Here is a 20,777-nt window from a genome sequence, read left to right on the forward strand (position 1 = left end):
CTTATTCTCCTTCTGTAATCATTGATGGGTGAAAGTAATGTTTTCGACAAACGGGGTAATAAGCTTCATTTCCGCCAATTTGTACTTGATCGCCTTCATAAACAGGTTTTCCATCAATATAATGTAAATTCATGATTGCTTTTTTGTGGCAGAACCAACAGATCGTTTTCATTTCTTCAATCTTGTCTGCATAAAGCAATAAATATTTTGATCCTTCAAATAACTCGTTTCGAAAATCATTTTTCAAACCAAACGCCATAACCGGAATATCCAATTCATCCACGATTCTCGTAAAAGCAATGACATGTTTCTTTTTTAAGAACTGCGCTTCATCGATCAGCACACAATAGGGTTTGCTTTCCATGTTCTGAATCACGTCAAATACGTCTGTTTCTTCAAATATCGGCATTGCTTCACGTTTCAGTCCGATTCGGCTTGAAACAACGCCTAAACCATCTCTCGTATCAATACCGCTTGTCATCAAGACAACTGGTTTGTTTTGTTCTTCATAATTATGAGCGACTTTTAGGATCTCGATCGTCTTGCCGCTATTCATTGCGCCATACTTAAAAAATAGTTGTGCCATGCTCTTTTTCACCTTCCAGTTTGTTCCTATGGTATTATACTTGATTTTCAACATTTTTTACAGTGAGAATTTTCATCAAGCACAGATTATCGTTCAAATCCCTTGCTTACTTTTGTTCCAATTTTTTGACAAGAACTAAATAAGGCGATCCATTTATCTTATCTTTCTAGAAAAATTTCTGTCCTTGAAAATTCTTAGGATTTATAAAAATAAGTACATCTGCTAAATACTTTCTTTTTGAATTGAGTATAGCATGTTTTCTTTCTTTCACGTGCTATAATAAGTTAAAATTCCAAAGTTTTATGTAAGGAGCTATTTGATGACAAAAAATATTTTTGATTCCATCGCTAATCATTATGATTCCCTTGACCGACAAGCATTAGCCAAGATTATTCGCGAAGAACTAACTACTTATCTACCTCGCGACAACCACCAAAAAGTCCTTCTGGATTATGGAGGCGGAACTGGGCTTGTGAGTTTACCGCTTGCGGAAAGATTCAAAGAACTGATCATTGCCGATGCTTTGGAAACTATGTTGAAAATGGCAGAAGAAAAGATCCAAGCAGCAGATCTGAAAAATGTCCGCACGATCCACGCTGATGCTTCTGTCGAATTTCCTGCTGTCCAAGCAGATGTGATCCTTCTATCACTCGTACTTTTGCACATTCCTGATACGGAGACTATTCTCATGAAACTTTACGAACTTTTAGTTCCTGGCGGTCAACTGATTATTGTAGATTTTGACAAGAATGAACAAATCAGTCATCCGAAAGTCCATAATGGTTTTATCCAAGAAGAATTGAACGATCGATTGAAAAAAACTGGCTTTGTCTCTACTGCTAGTCATACTTTTCATCATGGAGAAAAGCTATTTATGAATAAACATGCTTCGCTTTTCTTATCCATCAGCCAAAAAGCTTAAAAAGAGGTCACGACAGAAGTGGGCAGCTTCAAGAAATAAGAAGCTACTTCTGGAACAACGTTTATTCGGAAAAAGAAGCTGTGACAAAATCATGTCACAGCTTCTTTTTATTTTTTCATCAAATGATTTTGATTTCTGAAAGAGGCCAGTAGCGGAAAACAACTTTGCCTTGAATCATATCTTTGTCGACTAACCCAAACATTCGGCTGTCTTTTGAAATCAAACGGTTATCACCCAGAACAAGATACTTTCCTTTCGGCACAGTATATTCAAAATCGCTCGTAAAGGTAGAGGCACTTTCTGCTTGTGCTTGGAACCCTGAACTATAAGCATACTCTCCTTGTAACTTATCTTCTGAAAATTCTTTTTTGAACTTATCTAGATAAGGCTCATCATACTTTTTGCCATTAATGGTCAATTGGTCATTTTCCATCTTGACTGTGTCCCCAGGCATACCAATGATTCGTTTAACGATCATTCGTTCTTCATCCCCTGGTTCCTTCGTAGTAATGATGTCCATTCGTTCATAGTTCGAGATTTTAGATGAAATCAGTCGTTGTCCATCACTTAATGTAGGGTCCATCGAATGTCCGTTTACAGTGACTGGTGTAAACACGTACACTCTAGCTAATAAAATAGCCGCTAATACAAGGATCAGAATCCCCCAATTTTTCAAAAATTCTTTCACAGCTTACCTCCTACTTATATTTCCTCGTTATTTATTACATTTTTTTACGATATTTCGTTGTACTCTCTTTATTCTACAATGTTTATAAATGAAAGGAAAGAATAAGTGACGTGTTCGTTCTATTTTTCTCGTTATATAAAAAAGGGGCATGACAAAAGTCATGTCACATCCCCTTATGAATGTCTTCTCCTTTGGCTCCGACTATAAACAACTTGTTCTTCTTGTGATTGTGCTTTTTTTGCAATTAATTTCAGGCGATAAGGCTCATGATAACGCAACCCGTCTTTGACAAAATCACCGCCAACGATGAACAATCCGACAGGTTCCAATGTGTCTTCTGTTGAGCTTAGTCGAATGGTCCCTACTTTTTCCATGTCCGAGTAGCTTCGTCCAATATTTAGAACATACTCTTTCTCTCCTGTTTTCTTGACATAGTAATAAGGATACAACGTATTTCTGTCGACCAAAAATCCATCCATGCGACCGAGTTCATTTGTTTTGATCTCACCATTTCCAATCAAATACCGCATATTCTCGGCTAATTTCAATTGGTAATCTTCGTCATAAGAAACCATGACCTCCTGTGTATTCACTTTATCGATCGAATTTCCATTATTGATTGTTTCTTCTGTCTGGATGTTGAACGCTTCATCAGGCAAATACTTCACAAAAAGCTGCGTGACATCGGCTTTCGTGTTTTTATCTAAAAAGTAATAAAATACATTTAAAACAGTAAAATAAACAAGCACTAGAAATGCAAGTCCATATAAGAAAAATTGAAGATAGTTTTGGTTTTGCCAAAGTCCATAAACAATTCTCAATAAATAAAGCGTGGGAATCACACTTAAAATCGTATATCCACGGTTAAGATATTTAGGACTGATGTCTAAATAGCCAAGGAATTTATGCACCCCATTGATAAGATCTAGTAAAAATGTCATTGAGAATCACCTGCTTGCTGGTTATACGTTTGTGTATTTCCTGAATCTTGGTTTTGCTGTGCTGTACGTGCGGCATCATCATTTTGCGTGTTATCATCTACAGTCGTACTGCTTGGTATCGTTTCGGAGCTAGCACTTGTATCCGGACTTGTACTTGGATTGGTTGAATCCGATGGAGTGCCATCTGGTACCGTATTACTTGTTTCGCTTGAGCTGTCAGTTGTATATGTCTCATCATACGACGAACTAGTTGTTGTATCGTCCCATGTACTTGTCGTAGTGGTTTCATTCAAACTTTCCGTTGTTGTTGGTTCAGATGTCGAGACTGAAGTAGTTGGTGTTGTTTCTTCTACAGTACTAGAACTTGAACTTGGTGCACGGTAGCTGGAACTATTCACAATACCTGTAGTAGTCGCGACAATCGTCGAGATTGTTAATACAGCGATTGGCTTCAAAATAGGTGCTACTTTTCGCATCTTATCTCTTCCTTCATTGAAATTTATTCTTGTTTCCTTACTTTACTACGGACAAATTATACAGTCTACCTTATTTCTACCATAAATTCTTTATTTTTTTCTTACGTTTTTCCGAAAGATTTCTTTAATTTTCATCAAAAACTACGGTCGATGTTTTTAAGTAAGCTTTTGCTTCCCGATTGATTTCTTTCAGATCACATCCTTGCTGCTTGGCAGCGAACACGCAACCACAATAACATTGGCGATAGATATCATACTCTTTGCACATTTGCAAAGAGCGTTCATAGCCTTTGTTTTTCTTGAAATCACTTGGCAAATATCGTGTCCCGTAAATCTTTTGGATATCCATTCCGATTTGATTGATCAAGGCTGCATTTTTCTTTGGTGAGATCGTCAGGGCACTTCCAAAGTAATCGTATCCTAGTTCTTGCGCTTTTTGCGCAACAAGATCTAATCGCATATTGAAGCATGCACTGCAGCGAGCACCACCTTCTTTTTCGTCTTCAAGATGGTTGGTTAAAACCATTTTGGTGAATTCACTTGGACGGTATTTATCAACAATCAGCGCTACATGATGGTCAGTTTTCTCATTAAATTGGTCTACAAATCGTTTTTGTTCATGTAATCTCCGTAAATACTCACTTTTAGGATGGATATTCGAATTTGAAAAAAATAACGTGATATCTGCATATTGAGACATGAATTCCAACGTGTGCGTACTGCAAGGAGCACAGCATGTATGTATTAATATCTTAGGCTTTACTTCTTCTTTCTCCCATTGCATAATCATTTTTTTCAGAACTGTGTCATAATTTATTTTTTGATTTTTCATTTTTTCTACGATTTGTTGGGCATTGATCAATTTGTTATTCCTCCTCCTTCTTTTTTCTAGGATTTGCTTTATTATAAGCCATTTCTATTTTAATCGAAAGCTGTATTGTTATCTGTTCAATAATTTCTTTGAGTATTCCTGATTCCCCTTGTATACTGGTAGAAACGACTATTGTCAGGAGGATAGTACTGTGCATGTTGATTTATTCTTTCGAAGGCTGCAGCGGCGAGGACAGAAGTTTGCTGCCAATCATTTCTCATCGATCCAAATCATCGTTTTTTATTATATATTGATGACGGTCTTATCACTCGTTCTATTTTATCTGCCGATTTTTCGCGAACCAGATAGCCATGTTTCTTTTGTGGACATGCTGTTCATGGCAATCAGTACAGTGAGCGTGACTGGACTATCGACTTTTGATATCAATTCTGTGTTCAATGATAACGGTATTATACTGCTGGAAATATTATTTCAAGTTGGTGGTTTGGGGATCATGATGATTTCTACTGCTTTTGTCATTTTTTCTAAACGACGAATCACATTGAAACAGCGGCAGCTGATCATGACAGATATGAATCAACCGCGTTTGTCTGGTATCGTCCGACTGATTCGTATCACTTTTGCTATTTTAATCTGGTTTCAATTACTTTTTGGGACATTCTTTTCTATTTATTTTTATTACAGAGGCTATTTTGATCGTTGGCGTGATGCCGTTTTTTACGGTTTTTATCAGGCGATATCGGCTGTCACGAACTCTGGATTTGACGTCACTGGGGATTCCATCAAGCCCTTTGCACATGACTATTTTTTCTTGATTCTGATCATGTTTTTGATTTTTGTCGGCGGAATTGGTTTTCCTGTATTGATGGAGTTTCGGGAGTGGCTGTTATATAAACGTTCCAGTGCAAAGCTTCCATTTCGTTTTTCCTTGTTTACCAAATTAGCCGTGTTGGCTTTTGTCATCTTGTTTGTTTCGGGAACTATCTTAATTTATCTATTGGAAAAGGACCATTTATTCCAAGATTCCAGTATGAGTGTCAAATGGATCAATTCGATGTTTTATTCGATTACGACTCGTAATGCCGGTCTCCAGATTCACGATTTGGGTGATTTTCAGATCACGACACTGATTATTTTTTCTTTACTGATGTTTATCGGATGCAGTCCTAGTTCTGTAGGAGGCGGGATACGAACAACTACTGTAGCGATCATCGGTTTGTATCTATACTCCTTCCTCAAGAGTGAGGATAATATCAATATTTTTGGACGGAGAATCGATCAAGATGATGTGCGAAAATCAGTCGTTGTCTTTATGCTTTCTCTTGGTATGTGTTTCTTTTGTATCGTTTTTTTATCTGCTACAGAGGACCAAACACTGATCTCGATCATCGTCGAAGTAACTTCTGCTTTTGGAACAACTGGTTTATCCTTAGGAATTACCGGCGACTTGTCTGTTGTAGGTAAAATCACGATTGCTGCCCTGATGTTTATTGGGCGGATTGGAATGCTGTATACATTGATGCTGTTCGTACCAAAAGAAACCCGAGATCTGGGCTATGAATATCCAAGTGAGAAAATCATTATCGGATAAAAGTAACGATAACTGCAAAGCCTCCCACTGATAAGCTTATCTGGTTCCTTGTCAATAGACAGTCCGGATAAGCTTTTTGTATTCGACAGATGAAGCAAGGAAGCAAAAAAACATCGAAGAAAATCGTTCATCTTCTCTTCGATGTTCTTCAATAGTATTAGCCAGCTGATACGTCATAGTCTTTTTAATTGAGCGAAGCACTAAGGGGAACGTTTTTTTGATTCCTCTCTGCGTTTTGCTTGAGTAAGTCGTTATTGACAGTATGGCTTCTATTTTTACCTTTGTCTACTGCATCTAGCAGGCTTCTCTTTTGCAGCTTCTCTGTTTCCTCCCATTTTTCGCCTTTTGTATTTGTCGTGTCCTTCTTTGAGCTCTCCTCCGTATGAGTTGAAACTGGATGTTCTGTGGCAAGCGCTGATTTTTCTTGTGTCTTATGCAAGTGAGGACTTAACCAGTATTGTTCTGGATTGAACAAAAATCCTAACGACAAGTTTAGAAACATCATTCCTTTGTCCTCTTCTGATTTCTTGCTGCTAAGGTTTCTTCGCACGCGTGGTCGTACGTCAAAATCTCTTCCTTGGGAAAGGTCTCTGATAATCGTCATGACCATTTCCGCATCCTCCAACTGTAAATTTGCTCGCAACATATTCATTTTCTTTTTCATTTTCTTTTCATTAGAAGTCAATGCTTTCGCCACAGCTTCTTTCGACAGCTTCGGCAATTTCTGATATTCTGCTAATCGGTCTACGAAATCCTCAAAATAAGGAGATGATAGTGCGTCACTAAACTTATTTTTGTAATCTTTTAGCACGTCTTGTCCACTACTAGCAAAACTTCTTGGTCTCCTCCTATAAACTATGAGATCGCCCGTGTATGAACTAAGATGTGTTGTTTCATGTATGATCGTCTCAGATGGAACTGGTCTTAACTCTAAACGTGGTATTATATCGGGATCTAAATGGAATGCGTCTGCTAAAATGAATATTCTACATTGTGGATCGTCTGGGAATACAAACGCATTTACAATATAACCTTCTGGAAACTCTGACACATAGGATTGTGAAAAATAGTCCCGTTTCAAATCAGTAGTCACGATCCAAACATTTTCAAAACCAATATCTGCCGTTTTTTGGAGGAACTGCTCTCCTTTTTCTGCTATGGATCGTAGTCTCTCGATAATTTTCTTCAATATCTGCTCTTGATTAGGCACATTCTCCAATTCGAACATTTGAATCAGGTATTTACCTTCATAAGTGTCAGAAATAGCTTTCTTTCTCGACAATCTTTGACATATTTTTTTCATATTATCATATATTATTTTCGTATTTTCGAATTCTAGTGCAAGCTCGACTTGAAATGGTTTGAGAAACTCTGGCGTCTTGCTTGCATCAAGACCAGCAAATACCCGAAAACTATTCTGAGGATGGGATTTAAGATATTCGCGTGTACACTCAAGAAACAAATTATCAATTTCTTTTTGAACTGTAACTTCGATAGGTTGAGTAGGGATGAAGTCATATAATTTTTTCGGCTTTTCCTTCGAATTCACTTTTCTTGCTTGTTTTGGAAGTGGAAGGTATACCTTGGCTTGTCTCAACTTATTCCATTCATCAGCTCTATCTTGAATGACAGGCAATCCATTAATCGTATATTGGCTTTGTAGTCGGGGCCCTGATGTTCCTGGTTTTGATGATCCTGGCTGTGATCCTCCTCTTGGACGTGACGGCTCTGGTTGTATTTTTGGATTTAACGGTTCTATTTTGGGTGAATTTTCCAGAGAAATAGCTGTTTCAATTTGTATATAACTTGCTTCTCTGATACCTCGTTCTTCCTGCCACAGTTTTTTCTCCAAAGGTGTTTCAACCTGGAATTGACCGCTTTCCGGGTGAAATCTCAAAACCGTCATTGGCTCGTTCGCGTCTTTTTTCACTAAATGATATCGTCCAGCTTACTTATCCAATAAGATGAGTGGCACATAGTGATTTTCTATCTTGATATAAGATCTTCCGGAATCATCTCGCATCAAACCTCGTTCATCTGGCGCAGAAAGATTCATTGGATCTTGTCGAGTTTCGAACTTCTCAAGTTGTTTTCCGATGCTTGTACGGACTTCCTCTGCCATAAAGGGGGACGTCTTTGCTTCGAAATACCACTCCATCCCATTAAAGTTAACAGGAAACAATTCTTCGCCAATCTTCGCATCATAACGCACACCATGTCCCACAATCGGCGTTTCTCTAACAGGAACCCACTGATTGTTCATTTTTATCAAGAATTGGTCCGGCTCTCCTTCTTCTAACACCGTCCTGATCCGCCCTTCGCCATAAGCCGCAGGGTTTAGATTTTTTTCATCAATCACTTTTTGATTGTCTTTTATCTTGATTGCCACGATATCGATCAGTCGTTTCTGTTCTTCTGAAAATGAGACTGGACCTTTAAACACTTCTAATTGGTTGTTCTTCAATAGATAGTAGTCACCAAAGCCGTTCCCTGTTTGTAGATCCGTCACCCGTACATATAAATGTTCATCTACACGTTTCACCGGAACTTCTGGTCCATTTTTCGGTAGCCGCGCCTTCACAAAGTTCTCTGAGATACTTGGCGTCTGCTTTTCCAGTTTTTCTAGCTTTTCTAAAAGATTTTTTATTTCTGTACTTCGAACTTTCGTGCTTAATTTCGCTAATCCTTTAGCCATCAGTTTACTGCTATCCGTTATCAATTCAACCCCTGGATCGATATAGCGCACAATACTAACTCCGAGTTTGCCTAATTCAACGGAGGTGGGAAGAAAATGCCCGCTGTTTCGTAACGCGCTTCTTAAGCCGCCTCGTGCAATCGCTCTTGCCACGCCTAATCCAAATTTTGTACTGAGCGCAACCGCCTCTCCTGCTACTGGGATCAATAATGCAACATCGATCAAACAAGAAGGCACCGCTTTTTCAATATCTTGTTCGATGATTCCTGTCACACAATCATAAAAAGGGACAATATGTGTGAGTACATCGAATGCTTTTTCTAGCGGTGTTTTTTCATCGCCTGACTGATAAAGTTTGTCATACAGTTCGTGACGGTGTTTATGACTGAGCCTTAACGCAAATACCGATAACTTCCCTTTCTCACTGCTTTGAAAATCCATATTTTTGAATCGTTCACTGTTTAGATTCACGTTAAGAGAGAATGTGTCGTATGTCGGCTCATGACTATTTATTTCAAACAATTGATATTTGACGTATAATGACGGGTCTTGATCTACACGATAAACGACATATCCGCCTTCATTTTCCAGTTTTTTCAATCCGTACACACGTTCTTCATCCCCACGTTTAGCTACAAACAGATCAGTCTTCTTCAGATCGCCATCCGTATAAACCGCTTCTAATTTATATTGAATATCTCCTCCCAATCCAATCACAGGAATACGCTTGAATTTTTTTCTTTTTATTTTTGCAGATGCCTCATAAATCTGCGTCTCTTCTGAAAAAAGAAACTGGGATTCATCTTGATTCATCGTTTCAAATGCGAGTTCGATCAGCTTTGTATCTAATTTTGCATAAGCATCTGCCACATTTCCAGTCAAGTCTTTGTACCATTCGTCTAAATTAGGAACTTCCCAGTGCGCTGTCGGGCAAGGATGTCCTCCGCTGATATAGCGAGCGATAGCGTCTGTCTCTGTGACAGGCAGCGCGCCATAATATACCAATAGTGGTGGCGGATACCCTTTTAGTGATGCTTTAGACTTGTAACACTCCCGAATCGTTTCTTCTGCCAGCACCTGTTTCCGCCGCCATTTAAGGGTGGCTTCTTGATAATTTTGAAATAGATGGTCGATCGTTTCTTGTTTTTCAACCAGCTTGAAATAGCCTTTTTGCCAATAGCTGATAAAGGTGCTGAGGGCTACTTCTTTATAGGTTCCTTCAGTCAAAGCTTCACGCAGGCGCTCTGGTTCCAGTTGCGCTGTCGCAAACAATGCAGGCATAAAAATTACTTGCAACTCTTCAAAGTTGAGCTCCTTTTTCTCAGCCACACTATCCAAGAAAACGGCTCCTAAGGAACTTTTTTCTGATTCATTGATTTTTGTACGATACTCTTCCCGTTCTAGCAGCTTATCACCTGTCAACTGCACGAGCAATTTCTGATCAGAAACCAGCCGTTTGCCTTCACTTAGATCGTCTGGTCGGTACAAACTCGGCAAGGTTTGTTTGAGTGATGCTTCCCAGAGTGTTTTAAACGTAAATGCCCCCGCCTTCTCTTTTAACGGCAAGTAATCAAACGACAGACCCATCTCATATGGACTGTACTCAAGCTGAGCTCTTAGATGATTGACTGTCATCTTAGAAGGATCGGGCATCGCAACGATGTTTCTAGCTAGATGTTCTTCAAGTGAACAGCCAAGAACATGCTCGAATAGCCACTTCATCACTGTCACTTCGGCATCTTTATCTGAGATTTTCTCTTCTTCTTTTCCTCCGTAAAGATTCAATTCTTTCAAGATCACTTGTGCGAGGGTGTGGAGTTTATCTGTACGAAAAACGGTGTCACCATCCTGATGTAAAAGCCACTTGCTCATGGCAATCAGTCGCTTTTCTTTTGTCACCTCCCCAGATAACACACCCTGTTCCTGAAAAAAGCGTTCTACTTGGCTCATCAACTTTTGAGATTGCCATGGATTTTCCTTCTGTGTGGATGTTGGCGGAGCTAAAGAACGTTTTACTCTTGACGTGTCAGGTAAGGCAGTAGAAGATCGTCTATCGAGCTCCATCTCTATAATCCAACGAGACACAATCCCACTTGCCTCTTCTTCTGAGAGGGACTCTTCTTCCTTCTTTCCAAGGAGGATATTGGCTAATTGCTTGATTTTGACATCGTATAATGTCTCCGGTATCGTTTCTTCAAGTGCTGTACTGGCAGAAGTTGTGGGATTTGCAGTTACTTCCTCAAGAGCTGTACTGACGGAACTTGTAGGTTTCGTAGGTGCTTCCTTGAGTAAAAGCCAGTGTGTGATTCCTTTGATCAGCTGTTGCGGTTCATGATTCTCACAAGCAATCCCATGTTCAATCAAAAAAGAGGAAACCTTTTCACGCTGCTTCTCTTTTTGATCCTCATCAAGTTCAGGAAGTAATTTTTTATTTGGCGGAGGGACTTCAATGTCATTTTCCTGAAGAAAAGTCGCAATTTCTTGCTCGATAAATACCGCCTCAATTGCTTGATCTGTCGTGTTTTTGCCCACTTCCTGCTTCTCAAGTATGTCGAAAGTTTTAAAACTATAACCTGCCTGTGCATTATTGTTTTCCCATTGCAACAAATAGAGTCGTGCCTCTATTGGAGACATCTTTTCCACAGTCATTCCGTAATTTAGACAAATCACCTCAGCGGCTAGTTGTTGTCTTACTAGCTTGATCTCGTAATTTTCTCCTGAAAGGATCCACTCTTGTAACTTTTGGACCAGTTCCCTTCGTGTTTGTATATCCTTCACGAAATTTTGATTAACAAGAAAGTACCAAACTTCTTCATTCACTTTTTCTGTTTTTTCCCGTGCATCAAACAGCTCTTCACTATAATAAATAGGAGAGAGCTCCTGCGTTTTGGGTATTGTCCCTGGTAAATTATTGATAAATTCATTGAATAATTGTTTGCCTTCTTTTTGATATTCGTTAAAAGAAGTGATTAGGACAGGATCTGCTCCAGACAGATCATACTGGCTCGTCTTATCAGTGATTGCTTTGTACGTATAATCTTCTAACCACGTATTGGTTTTCCATTGCAGAAAGATGTCCTGTAATTTATTAGCAGAGATGAATTCTCCCCACCGCACGTTTTCCATTCCATAATTTTTAAGGAGCGTGTACGCCAAAAAATGTTTTCTTTCCAATTGACTTAATTTATCTAAATTTTTATTCTCCATCCATGTTCGAGCAATTTCTGGTAGTTCACTCTCAGGAGTGGCGTCGTTCGCCAGCTTTTCTTTCATGAAAAATTCTTTAATTTTTTCATTCACGTGACTTGTTTCATTTTTTCTCTGAAAAAGGGCACGATCATAAAAGAAGACCGGTAACGGTTCCTGATAACGTGTGGAAGGCAACTGATCAGTGATGATCGTCTTATTGATGTGATGGACTTGTTCTGTTTCAAGATCAACAGTAGATAACGTTGGGCTATCCAACTGATTGGTTCGCTTATCTACCGACTCATCTGACATCATTGGTTCAGTCATCGCCACATTTTCGTCTGGTGTGTTCTGCTGCTCCTCAGAAATCGGGATGGCTTGCGCGCCTAAGTGTTGGATTACATCCAAGCTTTGGACGAATCCACTTAATAAGTTTCCCAAGTCATTAGTTAACTGCCAAAGCTGTGCAGAGATAGACGCTTCTTCTTGTTTCAAAATAGATTCGCTTTTTAGAGGTCCATCTTGGTTTATCGGCATTGGGTTATCTGAAAACGTCCGCTTCATCAAATGGATAAAATGATCCATCACCGAACTGCCTGACACGTCTGCTTGGTTTTCTGTGTAGGACGTGTGTTCAAATTGACTGAAAAAATTGTAAAAAGTCGTAGTTAGATCTTCCCAAAAAGCTTTTTCGATGGGCGGTGCGGTCTCTCTTGGAACCAGGCCACTTTGCTTTTGGGTTTCTTCAAATGAAGCTTGAAAAGTCTGTATTAGCTTCTCGGCAGCATCTTTACCAGAAAAATAATCAGAACTATTTTTATTAGGGTGTTTAGAAAATGATGGAGTGGCTTCATTTGTTTCCTCTGATCGACCGCCATTCAACTTCTGCGATTCAGTGATTGCTGTCTGACGAATGTTTCTGAAATCGGATTGCTTGCGTTCCTTCTCTCTTACACCTTGTTCACTCTGAGACTCAGTCGCTTTATCTGGTAGATGGTTCGAAAACATCGTAATTCCTTGCGCTAACTGCTGGATTTCAAGGCTCCATTGACGTGCGGCATCTGTCAACGTGACAAACTGATTTTGGGATAGGCTTTCTGGATGAAACTCCCTTACTCTTGTCGTATTTGTTGGTGTTTCTTGTCTCCTACGAATAGAACGCGAAGACTTCTGAACATTCTTAGACTGGTTCGGCGGTGGATCCGGCAGTGTGAGTGCACTCAAAATACTGTAGACATAGAGATATCCGCTTAAAGTCTTAAGTCCTTCCCTTGTTGGACGTTGTCCCATGCTTGCAGCAAGCTCATTTAATGCTCTTTGGTTGCGTTCTAGTCCAAATGGAGTCTGTGTTTCACTCGTGTACTTCCCCACTTTAGCTCTGTGTTGGTTGATGTCATTCGGCATTGTTTTTCACTCCTTAGATTTCAATTACTAGAAAAGACAGTCTCATTTCTTTAAATCTGTAAGTTCCATTCTCCTTGTTTTTTTCAATAACTCGAACTAGTCTATGTCACTTCCTTGTATGTGTTAGTTCTTACTCACACGCTTTTCTTAAAACAACATGGTTTTCTTTTTTGCTTGTTTTTTTACGCTCTCCTTTATTAAGTATTTAAACACATTTCAATAGTTCATATTTATATCAAAAAAATTTTTTTTCTGTGGATAGAAAAAAATGGACTGTGATTAAACATTTGTTATTTCTCACTATTCCATTATCTGATGACTGTTTTTTTTATGTATACGTCAAAAATATGTTGTGTTATTTATAATAAGAAATACAATGGAATGATTTTTACTTTATCCTAGTATGCTACTTTACTTTATTTACAAAGTTACTTTCATACATCAAGAATACTTGGCATTTATTGTCGAATCAAATAAAAAATTTCATCTTTCTTTTCCAAATCTATCTGAAAATAAGCAAAAAAAAATGGAAAGAAGCGACCTCTCGTTATCATGAACAAAACCTTATTTTACGGTTAAAAGTCTTTTACCTTCACGAAAAGGATTCTGAAAAAAATCATGTGTTTACCCTTATAAGATACATTTTAAGTTGAACAAACTATTCTAAATAATAACCTTTTCAACTAAAATGATAGAAGAACTAAATATGTTTGATTTGCAAGGGGACCTTACGGCGTTGAGAAGGTAAAACCTGACCCTTTGAACCTAGTGGTTAATACCAGCGTAAAGAGCAAATGCCCCTTTTTTTGATTTTAAGGTACACAAAAAGCACTCATCCCTGTGACCAAACCCAACCAGAAAGGAAGCGAGTGCTTTATGTTTAAAAACTATACTATCTTTATCATTATTCTTTCTGACATAACCTTTTCTTAAGAATAAGAAAAGCAATTTAACCTTTTTTTCAACATATGGTATGATTAGTTGAATTTATTCGTCAGCAAATCGTTTTTGGAGGTTACATAATGGGAATACGCAGTCATTTTGCGATTGCAGTTGGGAAAACGTCGCAATGGGCATTAAAAACTTTTTTTAAAGGCGGATCAAGTTTACCAGGTAAACTAGCGCTGAAAGTCGATCCACATATATTAGATAGCTTGGCAAAAGACTACCAAGTCGTCGTTGTTACCGGAACAAACGGTAAAACATTGACTACCGCTTTAACAGTCAATATTTTGCGCCAGCAATTCGATGAAGTTCTAACCAACCCTACTGGTGCGAATATGGTACAAGGAATTGTATCGACTTTCTTGCAGGCAAAACCAAAAAAAGGACAGAAAAAATTTGCTGTCCTAGAAATAGATGAAGCAAGTTTGAGCAAAGTCACAGAATATATGAAACCAGAACTATTTTTATTTACAAATATTTTCCGTGATCAAATGGATCGGTATGGAGAAATTTATACGACTTATAAAATGATTGTAGACGGTGCCGCAAAGTCACCAAATGCAACGATTATCAGTAACGGTGATTCACCGATATTCAATTCGATTGAAACAGTTAATCCTAGAAAATATTATGGCTTTGACCATGAAGAAGATCGTGAACAAATGGCGCATTACAATACAGACGGTGTCTTGTGTCCAAATTGTCATCACATCCTGCATTATAAAATGATCACTTATGCAAACTTAGGAAAATATTACTGTCCAAATTGTGATTTCAAACGTCCTGAACTGGATTACCGATTGACTGATATGGTACGGATGGACAATGTTTCAGCAGATTTTGTGATCGATGGTCATGAATATGGAATCGAAGTTGGTGGTATGTATAACGTCTACAACGCTTTAGCAGCTACTGCAGTGGCGGAGTATTTCAATGTCGATCCTGATAAAATCAAACAAGGGTTAGGATATGACGAGAAAGTGTTCGGCCGACAAGAAGTCATCAATATCAATGGAAAGAAATGTACATTAGTACTTGTCAAAAATCCTGTAGGTATCAATCAAGTAATCGATATGATTGGTCTAGCTCCTTATCCATTTTCTTTAGTGGCTTTATTGAATGCCAATTACGCAGACGGAATCGATGTCAGCTGGATTTGGGATGGTAATTTTGAAAACTTTGCCGATATGGATATCCCAGCCGTTATTTCTGGAGGAGACCGTCATACAGATATGACTTTACGTCTGAAAGTTGCCGGGATTCCAGAAAATAAATTGACAGAAACAAAAGAATTACCAGAAGTAATCGAAAAAATCAAAGAATTGCCAACTGAACATGTCTATATCTTAGCTACTTACACTGCTGTATTGCAGCTACGTAAAGAACTAGCGGCTCAAGGATTTATCAAAGGAGGAATGAATCGTGGCTAATTATGAACTCAATATCGCCCACCTTTATGGAAATTTGATGAACACATATGGCGATAACGGAAACCTTTTGATGTTGAAATATGTAGCAGAAAAAATGGGGGTTTCTTGCCATACGGAGATCGTTAGTATACATGAACCTTTTGATGCTGATAAATATGACTTGGTTTTCTTTGGCGGTGGTCAAGACTTTGAGCAACTGATCATTTCAAAAGACATCCAGAAAAAGAAAGATTCTTTGATCAACTATATCGAAAATGATGGTGTCATGTTAGCCATTTGCGGTGGTTATCAATTGCTAGGTCACTACTACATGGGAGCCAACGGAGAAAAGATCCAAGGTATCAGTGCACTGGATCACTACACATTAAGTCAGGAAAATAACCGGTTTATCGGTGACATTGTCATCCATAATGAAGAATTCAATGAAACTTATTATGGATTTGAAAACCACAATGGTCGGACTTTCTTAGGTGAAGGTGAACGGCCTTTGGGGAAAGTGGTACAAGGTCAAGGAAACAATGGGGAAGATCAATCCGAAGGTGTCATTTACCGAAATGTCTTCGGTTCTTATTTCCACGGACCTATCCTTGCAAGAAATGAGAAATTAGCAGCTCGCTTGATCCGCCTAGCTTTAGAACAACGTTACGGTAAAGAGTTGGACCTGCCCTATCTTGAAGGACAAACAGCCTAGTTATTCGAAAAAGGGGAATGTGACAAAAGTTGCGTCACATTCCCCTTTTTCGTATCCTATTTTAAGCGACTTGCTTGGCATAACGGTTCACGTTTTGCTTGATATTCCCGATTGTTTTCGGATCATTGATTCCTGTGACTTCTTGGATCAATTGTTCTAAGTTTTCATGGATCTTCATTTCATGCAGTTGACGGCTTTGTTCATCTTCAGGATCATAGTAATTAAAAATAATACCCATTGTTGCCGTTAAATGTGGGCAAGTCAAGTTATGTTCTTGTAGTTCTCTCACTGGCCGTGTAAACCGTTCTTGATAACCTAACTTACGTAATGGTGTCCGAGCGACACGTGTGATCGCATCAGAGATATTTTTGTTTTGGAAGCGATGGATGATTTTTTCAATATACGCATGATGCTGCTCTGCATCAACCCCCCATTTGGCAATCAGCAAACTTCCTGTTTCCTGCAGAACTGATTTTAATTGTGCCACAACTAACGCATCTTGCATTGCTTCATCAATGGTCTGATAACCTAACAAGGCACCTGTATAAGCGACAGTCGCATGACCAGTATTGACACTAAATAGTTTGCGTTCGATATATGGTTCTAGATCATCTACATATAAAACCCCTTTTAATTGGATTTCTTTATTTTTTCTTTGGCTATCGTCAATGACCCATTCCTTGAAAGGTTCTACTTGGACGAATAAAGGATCTTCATGGTGTTGTAATGGGACGATTCGATCGACTGCTGCATTTGGAAAGCCGATATATTTGTCAGTAAATGATGTTTCTGGAAGATATTTATACACTTCTTTTTCTAGAAATGCTGAACCGCCAATCATGTTTTCACAGGCAATGACATCTAAAGGTGTTGTGTTTCCTTCCATTTCTCTTTCTTGGATACCTTTTGCAATCAACTCGGCAATAAAAGGTAAGATATTCGGGCCAATGGCGGTAGTGACTAAATCTGCTTCAGCGATTTCTTGGATTACTTTTTCTGGATTTGTTTGATTGTTGATTCCTTTGACATTTTTTACAGTGATTCTTTCTTTTGATTCGTCTGCTAATTCGATTTCGTATTCTTTTCTTTCATTTAAAGCATCAATGATTGTGTGATTCACATCTACGAAAGTAATCTCAAATCCATTAGCTGCCAAAACTTCTCCAATAAATCCTCGACCGATATTTCCTGCACCAAAATGTACTTCTCTCATTTTTCTCTCTCCTTAAGCAATTGCTAGATTTTCCGTTACTTCTTCTTTGCTGAGCGCGTCTGCTAGTTGGACAACATTGTCCATATCACTGCAATAAAGTGCGATTTTCTGTACAAGTTGCAGATGCTCATCGCCGACTCCTGCTATACCGAACAAAACAGTCGCAATCTTTTCTTCTTCTTCCGTACCAAAATTGACACCGTCTGGCACCTGTACGACACAAATGCCGGATTTTTTCACATATTTTTTTGCTTCATCTGTTCCATGAGGAATCGCGATAAAATTCCCCATGTAAACAGATAACATGTTGTCTCTTTCTACCATGGCATCGATATATTCCTCATCAACGCATCCTGCTTCTACAAGCTTTTGACCGCAATAGCGGATCGCTTCTTCTTTGGTTTTAAATGATCGATTGAGCTCGATCATGTCGAATGGCAAACTTTGCATGCTGTTTTCCTCCCTTAAGCTGTGTGTTTCAAATATTGTGCAATTGATTCAAATTTTTGTGGGTTGACCATGCTATTAACCGATAAATGAATGGATTGGGGTGCAGCCATCTGTGCTTTTTCTGCTAAACTTTCTTTGGCTACGATCAGTGAATCAGGCTCCCCTTTTAACTCCTGGATGTTGACTTTTCGTAACGGGATAGTTAAATGGTTCTTGTCTAATATATCTTTGAGCACGGTCATCCCCATTGTTGCTGATCCCGAACGATCATCGTGGACAAGTAGAATCTCTTTGATTTGTTTGATGTTTGCTGAAAGAAACTCTTCTGTTGGCTCGTTCTTGATTTCAGAAACTGATGGTTCCTGTTTGCTGCTCAATTCTTGAATGATTTCATCATATCGAGGTGAATTCAAAAAGTTTTCTACTGAGACAAAACGCGCGCTCGGTGCTTTTTGTTTTGCTCTTTCTTGTAGTTCGACCTGAGTAACGATCAATGTATTCGAGTCATCTGTCAGTTGGCTGATTGCTTGGTTAGTCACCGTTTGAGGCAAGTCTGCTTCCTGTACTTTTTTTCTCAAGATCGAAGCGCCCATCGCACTTGATCCCATCCCTGCATCACAAGCAAAAATGATTTTTTGTACGCCAGATAGCGCAGTTCCTTGAGGAAGACTTTGGGCACCTTTAGATGCTTGTTTAGCTGCTTTTGTCTCTTGCACAGACTTTTCAAAGTCTTCATTTGTATCTTTCGCATCCGCTTTCAAAATCACTGCAGAAATACCGAATGAAACAGCTGCGGCAACAATCACGCCCAAAATAACAGGAAGGTAAGAATTGAACGGTGTCATCGCTAGAATCGCAATGATCGATCCTGGAGAAGCTGGCGCTCTTAGTCCAGCATCCATCAATTGGAAAATGAAACTTCCTGACATTCCTCCGCCTATAACTGATAAGAATAATAACGGTTTCATCATGACGTAAGGAAAATAGATTTCATGGATCCCACCTAAAAAGTGAATGATCATAGCACCTGGTGCTGAAGATTTTGCTGCTCCTTTGCCAAACAAAGTAAAAGCAAGTAATACACCAAGTCCTGGACCAGGATTTGCTTCAAGCAAGAATAGAATAGATTTTCCAGCCTCTGCTACTTGTTCAGTTCCTAATGGTGTCAAAATCCCATGGTTGATTGCATTATTCAAAAATAAGATTTTTGCTGGTTCAATAAAAATACTTGTCAATGGAATCAAATGGGCAGATAAAATGATCTCTACACCTTTTGCCATTGCTTGAGTCAATGCATCGACAACTGGACCAATCGCAGAAAAACCTAATAACGCTAATCCAAAACCGATAAGACCTGCTGAAAAATTATTGACCAACATTTCAAAACCGGATTTGATTCGTTTTTGGAACAGCTGATCAAACTTCTTGATGGCATATCCACCAAGAGGTCCCATGATCATTGCGCCTAGCATCATTGGAATATCTGTTCCGACAATCACACCCATCGTTGCAATTGCTCCCACAACTGATCCGCGGTCACCAGCAATTACTTTTCCGCCAGTATAGCCGATCAATAAAGGAATCAGATAAGTTAGCATCGGGCTTACCATGGTAGCAAAAGCTTCATTTGGCAAATAACCATCTGGGATAAATAAAGCCGTTAACACACCCCAAGCAATCAGTGCTCCAATGTTTGGCATGACCATGCTTGATAAGGTACTGCCTAATTTTTGTACCTTCGCTTTTAACGAAATGTTGTTTTTGGGAATCGTCCGTTCCATTTTGTCTCTTCCTCTCTCCTTTTGATACTCTAATTGTATCCGCTTACTAAAAAGAGAAATAGTCGTACTTTGGCACGAAACTTTGTGCCAAAGGTTTGAGGATATCAGCAAAATAAAAAAATTTCGGGATCAGCAAACTTTACTTTTAAATAAAAATGTTATTTTAATTTTTTTATAATATATAAATAATAACTTTTGTCAGCATTTTATTTGAATATTTTTTGTTTTATTATGATATTAAAATTTATATTGGAGGCCTATCTATGACATTACTGATCAAAAACATGAACATGAAACGTGGTAAAAAACGTGTGATTCGACAATTGGATCTTTTAGTAGAATCAGGAGAAGTAGCTGCTTTGATTGCCCCGAACGGATTTGGCAAAACAACTTTGCTGAATGGCATTGCCCAACTGCTGCCAACAATTTATGATCAATTGTCCCTTCACAACATCTCTCCTACTGCTTATACAGATTACCGTCGGTCTTTCTTTTTTCTAGAATCAACGAATCAGTTATCCGATTATCTATCGGCTGTTGATTATTTGACTTTGATCAAATACTATTGGCAGAGCAAAGTAGAATGCCAAACTGTTTTCCAACGATTGAACATGACTGAGTACCTTACTTTGCCGATTGGAAAAATGTCTCTAGGAATGAAACAACATGTCTTGCTTGCTGCTTACTTGATCAGTGATTCATCTGTCATGTTATTCGATGAACCGTTGAACGGGTTAGACCCAGGAAGTATTGATGTCTTGAATAGGCTGATCAGACAATGGCAGGAAGAGGGGAAGACGATTCTTCTTTCTTCCCACGCTATCGCGAATATCCAATCGATTTGTTCTAAAGCATGTTTTCTAAAAAATGGAGAAATCGTCACAGAATCCTCAAATATGGAAGAGATTTTAGCTATTTATCGTAAATTGTATGAGGTGTAACT

15 protein-coding genes are annotated in these 20,777 nt (G+C 38.7%); 5 read left to right on the forward strand and 10 right to left on the reverse strand.

Annotated features, from left to right (window positions below; translation table 11 throughout):
• Nucleotide 1: 1 nt before the first annotated feature.
• On the reverse strand, nt 2-586 hold the full coding sequence (locus ESP02_RS01670; RefSeq protein WP_002291517.1) for a thymidine kinase: 585 nt from the start codon (nt 584-586) through the stop codon (nt 2-4).
• A 319-nt stretch (nt 587-905) separates the two neighbouring features.
• On the opposite strand from ESP02_RS01670, the gene ESP02_RS01675 reads away from it, so the two are divergent.
• A complete protein-coding gene (locus tag ESP02_RS01675; protein WP_002374740.1) occupies nt 906-1,508 on the forward strand; it encodes a class I SAM-dependent methyltransferase in 603 nt (200 codons plus the stop codon).
• A gap of 118 nt (nt 1,509-1,626) precedes the next feature.
• Here ESP02_RS01675 and lepB read toward each other — a convergent pair whose 3' ends face one another.
• The 4 genes from lepB to ESP02_RS01695 form a co-directional block, all read right to left on the reverse strand.
• The gene (lepB, locus tag ESP02_RS01680) at nt 1,627-2,196 is read right to left on the reverse strand and encodes a signal peptidase I (RefSeq protein WP_002316795.1); all 570 of its coding nucleotides are present in this window, start codon (nt 2,194-2,196) and stop codon (nt 1,627-1,629) included.
• Between the two features lie 173 nt (nt 2,197-2,369).
• Nucleotides 2,370-3,137, reverse strand: a complete 768-nt coding sequence (locus ESP02_RS01685) for a DUF6681 family protein (protein WP_002291511.1) — start codon at nt 3,135-3,137, stop codon at nt 2,370-2,372.
• Nucleotides 3,134-3,613, reverse strand: a complete 480-nt coding sequence (locus ESP02_RS01690; RefSeq protein WP_002294107.1) for a hypothetical protein — start codon at nt 3,611-3,613, stop codon at nt 3,134-3,136. Before ESP02_RS01690 ends, ESP02_RS01685 begins: the two co-directional genes overlap by 4 nt.
• A gap of 124 nt (nt 3,614-3,737) precedes the next feature.
• Nucleotides 3,738-4,475 carry an epoxyqueuosine reductase QueH gene (locus ESP02_RS01695; RefSeq protein ID WP_002374742.1) on the reverse strand — a complete coding sequence of 246 codons (738 nt, stop codon included), beginning with the start codon at nt 4,473-4,475 and terminating at the stop codon, nt 3,738-3,740.
• Nucleotides 4,476-4,635: 160 nt separating this feature from the next.
• Here ESP02_RS01695 and ESP02_RS01700 point away from each other — a divergent pair, with 160 nt between their 5' ends.
• A complete protein-coding gene (locus ESP02_RS01700; RefSeq protein ID WP_025478519.1) occupies nt 4,636-6,036 on the forward strand; it encodes a TrkH family potassium uptake protein in 1,401 nt (466 codons plus the stop codon).
• A gap of 184 nt (nt 6,037-6,220) precedes the next feature.
• On the opposite strand, the gene ESP02_RS01705 is transcribed toward ESP02_RS01700, so the two are convergent.
• Together ESP02_RS01705 and ESP02_RS01710 are read right to left on the reverse strand one after the other, a co-directional pair.
• Entirely contained in the window at nt 6,221-7,966 is a 1,746-nt protein-coding gene (locus ESP02_RS01705) for a hypothetical protein (protein WP_002374745.1), read from the reverse strand.
• An 18-nt stretch (nt 7,967-7,984) separates the two neighbouring features.
• Nucleotides 7,985-13,324: a QWxxN domain gene (locus tag ESP02_RS01710; RefSeq protein ID WP_002374746.1), complete on the reverse strand. Its 5,340-nt coding sequence runs from the start codon at nt 13,322-13,324 to the stop codon at nt 7,985-7,987.
• A 1,022-nt stretch (nt 13,325-14,346) separates the two neighbouring features.
• On the opposite strand from ESP02_RS01710, the gene ESP02_RS01715 reads away from it, so the two are divergent.
• Together ESP02_RS01715 and ESP02_RS01720 are read left to right on the forward strand one after the other, a co-directional pair.
• The gene (locus ESP02_RS01715; RefSeq protein ID WP_002287244.1) at nt 14,347-15,699 is read left to right on the forward strand and encodes a Mur ligase family protein; all 1,353 of its coding nucleotides are present in this window, start codon (nt 14,347-14,349) and stop codon (nt 15,697-15,699) included.
• Nucleotides 15,692-16,390, forward strand: a complete 699-nt coding sequence (locus tag ESP02_RS01720) for a type 1 glutamine amidotransferase (protein ID WP_002315738.1) — start codon at nt 15,692-15,694, stop codon at nt 16,388-16,390. Before ESP02_RS01715 ends, ESP02_RS01720 begins: the two co-directional genes overlap by 8 nt.
• Before the next feature lie 61 nt (nt 16,391-16,451).
• On the opposite strand, the gene ESP02_RS01725 is transcribed toward ESP02_RS01720, so the two are convergent.
• The 3 genes from ESP02_RS01725 to ESP02_RS01735 are packed head-to-tail and all read right to left on the reverse strand — an operon-like array spanning nt 16,452 to nt 19,834.
• Nucleotides 16,452-17,603, reverse strand: a complete 1,152-nt coding sequence (locus tag ESP02_RS01725; RefSeq protein WP_002374747.1) for a mannitol-1-phosphate 5-dehydrogenase — start codon at nt 17,601-17,603, stop codon at nt 16,452-16,454.
• A 12-nt stretch (nt 17,604-17,615) separates the two neighbouring features.
• On the reverse strand, nt 17,616-18,053 hold the full coding sequence (locus ESP02_RS01730) for a PTS sugar transporter subunit IIA (RefSeq protein WP_002374748.1): 438 nt from the start codon (nt 18,051-18,053) through the stop codon (nt 17,616-17,618).
• A gap of 14 nt (nt 18,054-18,067) precedes the next feature.
• Nucleotides 18,068-19,834, reverse strand: a complete 1,767-nt coding sequence (locus ESP02_RS01735) for a PTS mannitol-specific transporter subunit IIBC (protein WP_002374760.1) — start codon at nt 19,832-19,834, stop codon at nt 18,068-18,070.
• A 263-nt stretch (nt 19,835-20,097) separates the two neighbouring features.
• Between ESP02_RS01735 and ESP02_RS01740 the strand changes: the two genes are divergently transcribed.
• Complete coding sequence (locus tag ESP02_RS01740; protein WP_002374762.1) at nt 20,098-20,775, forward strand: ABC transporter ATP-binding protein; 678 nt, start codon at nt 20,098-20,100, stop codon at nt 20,773-20,775.
• Nucleotides 20,776-20,777: the final 2 nt, after the last annotated feature.

It is taken from the genome of Enterococcus sp. NBRC 3427 (assembly GCF_007996925.1).
Classification (GTDB): Bacteria; Bacillota; Bacilli; order Lactobacillales; family Enterococcaceae; genus Enterococcus_B; species Enterococcus_B lactis.

What these genes read in the sequence shown, in the direction of transcription:
- ESP02_RS01690 (WP_002294107.1), bottom strand. Translation starts at nt 3,613, where the DNA reads ATGCGAAAAGTAGCACCTATTTTGAAGCCAATCGCTGTATTAACAATC.
- ESP02_RS01735 (WP_002374760.1), bottom strand. Translation starts at nt 19,834, where the DNA reads ATGGAACGGACGATTCCCAAAAACAACATTTCGTTAAAAGCGAAGGTA.
- ESP02_RS01670 (WP_002291517.1), bottom strand. Translation starts at nt 586, where the DNA reads ATGGCACAACTATTTTTTAAGTATGGCGCAATGAATAGCGGCAAGACG.
- ESP02_RS01675 (WP_002374740.1), top strand. Translation starts at nt 906, where the DNA reads ATGACAAAAAATATTTTTGATTCCATCGCTAATCATTATGATTCCCTT.
- ESP02_RS01685 (WP_002291511.1), bottom strand. Translation starts at nt 3,137, where the DNA reads ATGACATTTTTACTAGATCTTATCAATGGGGTGCATAAATTCCTTGGC.
- ESP02_RS01740 (WP_002374762.1), top strand. Translation starts at nt 20,098, where the DNA reads ATGACATTACTGATCAAAAACATGAACATGAAACGTGGTAAAAAACGT.
- ESP02_RS01710 (WP_002374746.1), bottom strand. Translation starts at nt 13,324, where the DNA reads ATGCCGAATGACATCAACCAACACAGAGCTAAAGTGGGGAAGTACACG.
- ESP02_RS01730 (WP_002374748.1), bottom strand. Translation starts at nt 18,053, where the DNA reads ATGCAAAGTTTGCCATTCGACATGATCGAGCTCAATCGATCATTTAAA.
- ESP02_RS01715 (WP_002287244.1), top strand. Translation starts at nt 14,347, where the DNA reads ATGGGAATACGCAGTCATTTTGCGATTGCAGTTGGGAAAACGTCGCAA.
- ESP02_RS01725 (WP_002374747.1), bottom strand. Translation starts at nt 17,603, where the DNA reads ATGAGAGAAGTACATTTTGGTGCAGGAAATATCGGTCGAGGATTTATT.